This window comes from Jiangella anatolica, from assembly GCF_003236295.1.
Taxonomy (GTDB): Bacteria; Actinomycetota; Actinomycetes; order Jiangellales; family Jiangellaceae; genus Jiangella; species Jiangella anatolica.
Genome location: NZ_POTW01000174.1, coordinates 1 through 4,267, shown reverse-complemented (window position 1 = coordinate 4,267; position 4,267 = coordinate 1). Strand labels below are relative to the sequence as shown.

The window sequence follows — 4,267 nt, the reverse complement described above, 5'->3', positions numbered from 1 at the left end:
TATTAAGTCGTCGGCAGCCTCAGATGTGTATCAGAGACAGGATCATGGAGAAGTCGGGCTTCCCGGCGCCAGGATGGCCGATTTCTCCATGATCAACTGCGGCTCCGGGCGGGGCTGTGGATAACGTTCGGGACGATCATCCGGTTCGGGTCATGATCGGACGATGCCACGCCGACCCAGGGTTCCGGAGCCGTTCTGCTCGCGGCCGTTTCGCGTCCGCGACGCGACATCGGCCGGCCTGGCGGTCGACCTCCTCGACGGGCCGCGGTTCCGGCGGCCGTTCCGGGGCGTACGCGTCCCCGCGTCGCTGCCGGAGTCCTTCGTCACGACGTGCCGGGCGGCTCGGCTCGCGCTACCCCGCGACGCCGCCTTCAGCCACGAGACCGCGGCGCTGCTGTGCGATCTGCCGGTGCCGGCGTTCGACGGCGACCTCGACGTCATCGTGCCGCCCGGCGCCGTCGTGCCACAGGTGGCCGGGATGGACGGCCACACCGGGCTCGACCCGGCCACGGTCGTCGAGGTGCACGGGCTTCCCGTCGTCCGGCCGGAGCGGACGTTCGTCCACGTCGCAGCGACCTGGCGGCGCAGCGATCTGGTCGTGCTCGGCGACGCGATCCTGCGCCGCTGGTCCACGTCCGACCACCTGCACGACGAGGTCGCCGGGCTGCCGCGCCACCGCGGCATCGTCCGCGCCCGCGAGGCGCTGCGGCTGATCCGGCTCGGCGTCGACTCGCCCATGGAGACGCGGGTCCGCCTGCTCATCGTCGACGCCGGGTTGCCGTGTCCCGAGATCGGCGTGAACGTCGTCGACCGCACCGGCGCCTGGCTCGCCCGGCCGGACCTGTCCTATCCGCGGCTGCGCATCGCCATCGAGTACGACGGCGACCATCACCGCACCGACCAGCGGCAATGGCGACGCGACCGGTTCCGCGACGAACACCTCCGCGACGCCGGCTGGGTGGTCATCCCGCTCACCGCCGACGACGTCCATCGTCACCCAGGTCGCACGGTCGAGCGGATCCGCCGCCACTTCGACCTCCGCACCAAGTTGATCATGGAGAAGTCTGGCTTCCCGGCGTCGGGAAGCCCGACTTCTCCATGATCAACTTTGCTCAGCCGTAGCTGACGGGGCCTTCGGGGAGGATCGGCAGCAGCTCCTGCGCCTCGTCGCGGGTCAGGCCGGTCGACAGCAGGACGTCCATCGCCAGCGACCTGACCTGCGCGATCACCACCTGGCCGGCGAAGCCGCCGGTGTGCTCCAGCGCCTCGGTCGCCATCCGGGCGGCCTCGATCGCCGACACCCGGGCCTCGCGCGGCTCGTCGCCGCGTTCGAGGTCGATGCGCAGCAGCCGGACGGCGCCGGCCAGCGCCCGCAGCGACTGCGGCAGCACCCTCGGCACCGGCTCGTCGCGCTGCAGCAGGCTGATGACATGGCGGCACAGCACCCGGACGTTGCGGGTCATGTAGTCCAGCGGCGTGGCGACGTCGAGGTAGGCGGCGAGGTGGCCGCGCTTGTGCCAGCGGACGGGCGCGATCCGGGCGACCTCGTTCGCGCCCTCCAGCGCCGAGTGCATGGCGTCGACGTCGGCCTGGGTCTCACGGGCCCGCTCCAGCGCCTGAGCGGCCGCCGCCCGGTCGCGTCCGGCCAGCGCCTGGGCGGCCGACTCCAGCACCTCCGCGACGGTGGTCAGCAGCGGGTCGATCTGCCGGCGCGCGGCCGAGACGGGGTTCAGCGGCAGCAGCAGGACGCTGATCGCCAGCCCGACGCCGCAGCCGACGAGCGCGTCGATGAACCGATCCAGGTTCAGGCCGGTCGGGTCGGCCGGCGCCAGCGCGACGACGAGGACGGCGGACGCGCCGGCCTGGGTGACGATCAGCGGGCCGCCGTCGATCAGCAGCGCCGCGACCATCGCCAGCGCGACGACGAGCGCCAGCTGCGCCACGCCACCGCCGATCCACGACACCAGCAGGTCGCCGACCAGCACGCCGACCGCCACGCCGCCGACCAGCTCCAGCACCCGCGGCAGCCGCTGCCCCAGCCCGCCGCCGAGGACGATCAGCGCCGAGATCGGGGCGAAGAACGGCTGCGGGTGGTCGATCGGCGGGATCGTCGCCAGCCACCAGGCGACGGCGGCGCCGAGCGCCGACTGCACGATCGGCAGCGCGGTGAGCCGCACCCGTCGCAGCCGGGTGCCGGCGCTCTCCCTGGACCGCTGCGCGAGCGCCTCGAGCGCCTCCTCGCGGCGCTGCGCCGGCGTCCCGTCGGGCGGTCCGGACACGGCGCGGCCGGCTACAGGTAGAGGCCGGTCTGGCCGTCGGTGAGCCGCTCGGACGCGACGGCGTGCAGGTCACGCTCGCGCAGCAGCAGGTACGTCTCGCTGCGCACCTCGACCTCGGCCTTCTCCTCCGGGTCGTAGAGCACGCGGTCGCCGACCTCGACGGTGCGCACGTTCGCGCCGACCGCCACGACCCGGGCCCACGCCAGCCGCCGTCCCATCGCGGCGGTCGCGGGGATGACGATGCCGGCGGTCGAGCGCCGCTCGCCGTCCTCTCCGTCCTGCGACACCAGCACGCGGTCGTGCAGCATCCGGATGGGCAGCTTCTCGGGGTCCTGGGCGGTCACAACAGTAGAGCGTAGTCAGTGCCGGCGAGACCGCCACAGCAGCAGCCCGATGACCAGCGCGGCACCGGCGACGGCGCCCAGCACCTCCAGCCGCGGGTTGCCCTCCGGCGTCGTGACGCGCGCCCGCAGGCCCGCCGTCGTGTCCTTCACCAGCCGCGACGGCGACAGGCGCGCCGTCAGCTCGTCGATGTTGGCCGACAACCGCTCGGTGCGGGCGGCGATGTCGCTCTCGATCTGGCGGGCGCTGCGGCCGCGTTTGTCCAGCTCGGCCTGCACCTCGGGGGCCATCGGCATCGGCTGCCGGGACGCCGGCAGCACGGACTCGGACGGGTTCTGCTCCGCGGCGGACACGGAACTACCGTACCGATGCGACTCCGCCGGGCGTATGGATACGGTGTGAACGTGACTGACTCGCGACTCTCCCCGGGCGACGCCGCGCCCGAGTTCACGCTTCCCGACGCCGACGGCAAGCCCGTCTCCCTCGCCGACTACCGGGGGCAGCGGGTCGTCGTCTACTTCTACCCGGCCGCGATGACGCCGGGCTGCACCACGCAGGCCTGCGACTTCCGCGACAGCCTCGCCTCGCTGCAGGGCGCCGGGTACGCCGTGCTGGGCGTCTCGCCGGACGCGCCTGACAAGCTGGCGCAGTTCCGCGAGCGCGACCACCTCACGTTCCCGCTGCTCTCCGACGCCGACCGCACGACGCTGGAGGCATACGGCGCGTACGGCGAGAAGAAGCTGTACGGCAAGGTCGTGCAGGGCGTCATCCGGTCGACGTTCGTCATCGACGCCGACGGCAAGGTCGAGAAGGCCATGTACAACGTCAAGGCGACCGGGCACGTCGCCAAGCTCCGGCGCGACCTGGGGCTCGACGCGGCGTGAAACGCGCCCGCCTGCGCACCGTCCTCGCCGTCGCGCTGATCGTCCTCGGCACGCCACTGCTGCTCGCCGGGGCGGCGACGGCGATCTACATCGGCCCCGACGACACCGTCGAGTACGCGCGCGATGAGGTGAGCGGCGACGGCTCGGTCGCGGTGACCGACGTGGGCATCGCGACGGTCACCGGCCCCATCCTGCACGTCACCGCCCGCGACACCGCCGGCGGCGACGTGTTCGTCGGCGTCGCGCACCGCATCCACGTCGACTCCTACCTCGACGGCGTGGCGCGGCAGACGGTGACGGCGGCGGACCTGCGCGGCGAGGTGACGTCGTCGTCGGAGCCGGGTTCGCCGGCGCCGCTGGCCCCGCCCGGCGACCTGGACTGGTGGGAGGCGAGCGCGTCCGGGTCCGGCTGGCGCGGCGTCGCGTACGAGCTGACCGACGAGCCGGTCCGCGTCGTCGTCATGGCGCCGTCGGCGTCGGGCGAGCCGCTGGCCGCCGAGCTGAGCTTCGGCGCCGAGGTGGACGGGATCTTCGTGACCGGCGTGCTGGTCGGGGCCGGCGGGCTGCTGCTCGTCGGCGCCGGGGTGCTGCTGATCTGGCTGCGGCGGCGACGGCGCAAGCGGGAGCTGCGCGCCGTCCCGCCGGAGAAGCCCGCGGAGAAGGAGCCGGCGCCCGAGACCGAGTCCGTCGAGAAGGAGCCGGAGAAGGAGAAGGTCGCGACCGTCACGCCGCTGCCGAAGCGGCCGCTGCCCAAGCGGACCC

General features: G+C 73.4%; 5 protein-coding genes and 1 pseudogene. 3 read left to right on the top strand and 3 right to left on the bottom strand.

Annotated features, from left to right (window positions below; all coding sequences use genetic code 11):
• Window positions 1-163 precede the first annotated feature (163 nt).
• Window positions 164-1,102 carry an endonuclease domain-containing protein gene (locus tag C1I92_RS32695; protein ID WP_111258798.1) on the top strand — a complete coding sequence of 313 codons (939 nt, stop codon included), beginning with the start codon at window positions 164-166 and terminating at the stop codon, window positions 1,100-1,102.
• 10 nt (window positions 1,103-1,112) lie between these two features.
• Here the strand turns inward: C1I92_RS32695 and C1I92_RS32690 are convergent, their stop codons facing one another.
• Genes C1I92_RS32690 through C1I92_RS32680 form a run of 3 tightly spaced genes read right to left on the bottom strand, consistent with a single transcriptional unit; the run spans window position 1,113 to window position 2,974 of the window.
• Entirely contained in the window at window positions 1,113-2,279 is a 1,167-nt protein-coding gene (locus C1I92_RS32690; RefSeq protein ID WP_199521828.1) for an FUSC family protein, read from the bottom strand.
• An 11-nt stretch (window positions 2,280-2,290) separates the two neighbouring features.
• Window positions 2,291-2,587, bottom strand: a complete 297-nt coding sequence (locus C1I92_RS32685; RefSeq protein ID WP_111258799.1) for a GroES family chaperonin — start codon at window positions 2,585-2,587, stop codon at window positions 2,291-2,293.
• A 51-nt stretch (window positions 2,588-2,638) separates the two neighbouring features.
• A complete protein-coding gene (locus C1I92_RS32680) occupies window positions 2,639-2,974 on the bottom strand; it encodes a DUF3618 domain-containing protein (RefSeq protein ID WP_111258797.1) in 336 nt (111 codons plus the stop codon).
• A gap of 51 nt (window positions 2,975-3,025) precedes the next feature.
• Here C1I92_RS32680 and bcp point away from each other — a divergent pair, with 51 nt between their 5' ends.
• Together bcp and C1I92_RS32670 are read left to right on the top strand one after the other, a co-directional pair.
• Complete coding sequence (bcp, locus tag C1I92_RS32675) at window positions 3,026-3,505, top strand: thioredoxin-dependent thiol peroxidase (protein ID WP_233507561.1); 480 nt, start codon at window positions 3,026-3,028, stop codon at window positions 3,503-3,505.
• Window positions 3,502-4,267: pseudogene (locus tag C1I92_RS32670) on the top strand (hypothetical protein); the annotation flags it as partial. The gene bcp and the pseudogene C1I92_RS32670, both read left to right, overlap by 4 nt.

Excerpts from the sequence above, each read along its gene's own strand:
- C1I92_RS32695 (WP_111258798.1), top strand. The coding sequence starts at position 164 with ATGCCACGCCGACCCAGGGTTCCGGAGCCGTTCTGCTCGCGGCCGTTT.
- C1I92_RS32685 (WP_111258799.1), bottom strand. The coding sequence starts at position 2,587 with ATGCTGCACGACCGCGTGCTGGTGTCGCAGGACGGAGAGGACGGCGAG.